Genomic DNA, 482 nt, shown 5'->3' on the forward strand with positions numbered 1-482 from the left:
TTGTAAATAAACAACTTACCAACTATGCTGTGTTTACATTTCAGCAAGCACGCAAAGCCACGAGTAGTCCTTTTGCTTACTCATTGGAGATGGCCAATATTTACCGCATAATGAATGAAAAGGATTTGATGGTTGAAGAATACCTCAACTACGTGAGCCAAAATCCGTCAAACCTAAATTATGTAAAAAATACCCTTCAAAATTTACTGGCAGAGCCAGAAGAATTGGCAAGTCTTGAAAGTCTACTGTTGGACAAAATCCAGCAAAACCCAAATAGTGAAATATATGGAGAGCTACTTATTTGGGTAAATCTACAGCAAAAGAATTTTTACGGGGCCTTTATACAGGCCAGAGCTATAGACCGTAGGTTGCAAACTGAGGGAAGCCGCAGTATTAATATTGGTTTGATTGCTCTCGATAACGAAGATTATAATATGGCAATTAAAATCTTCAGTTATGTGATAAAGCAATATCCCGGCACT

At 37.6% G+C, this 482-nt stretch carries 1 pseudogene; it reads left to right on the forward strand.

Features of this window, described 5'->3' with window-relative positions:
• Positions 1–482, forward strand: a pseudogene (locus tag E1176_RS20075) (tetratricopeptide repeat protein); the annotation flags it as partial.

The sequence above is a fragment of the Fulvivirga aurantia genome (assembly GCF_009711475.1).
In the GTDB taxonomy this organism is placed as follows: domain Bacteria; phylum Bacteroidota; class Bacteroidia; order Cytophagales; family Cyclobacteriaceae; genus Fulvivirga; species Fulvivirga aurantia.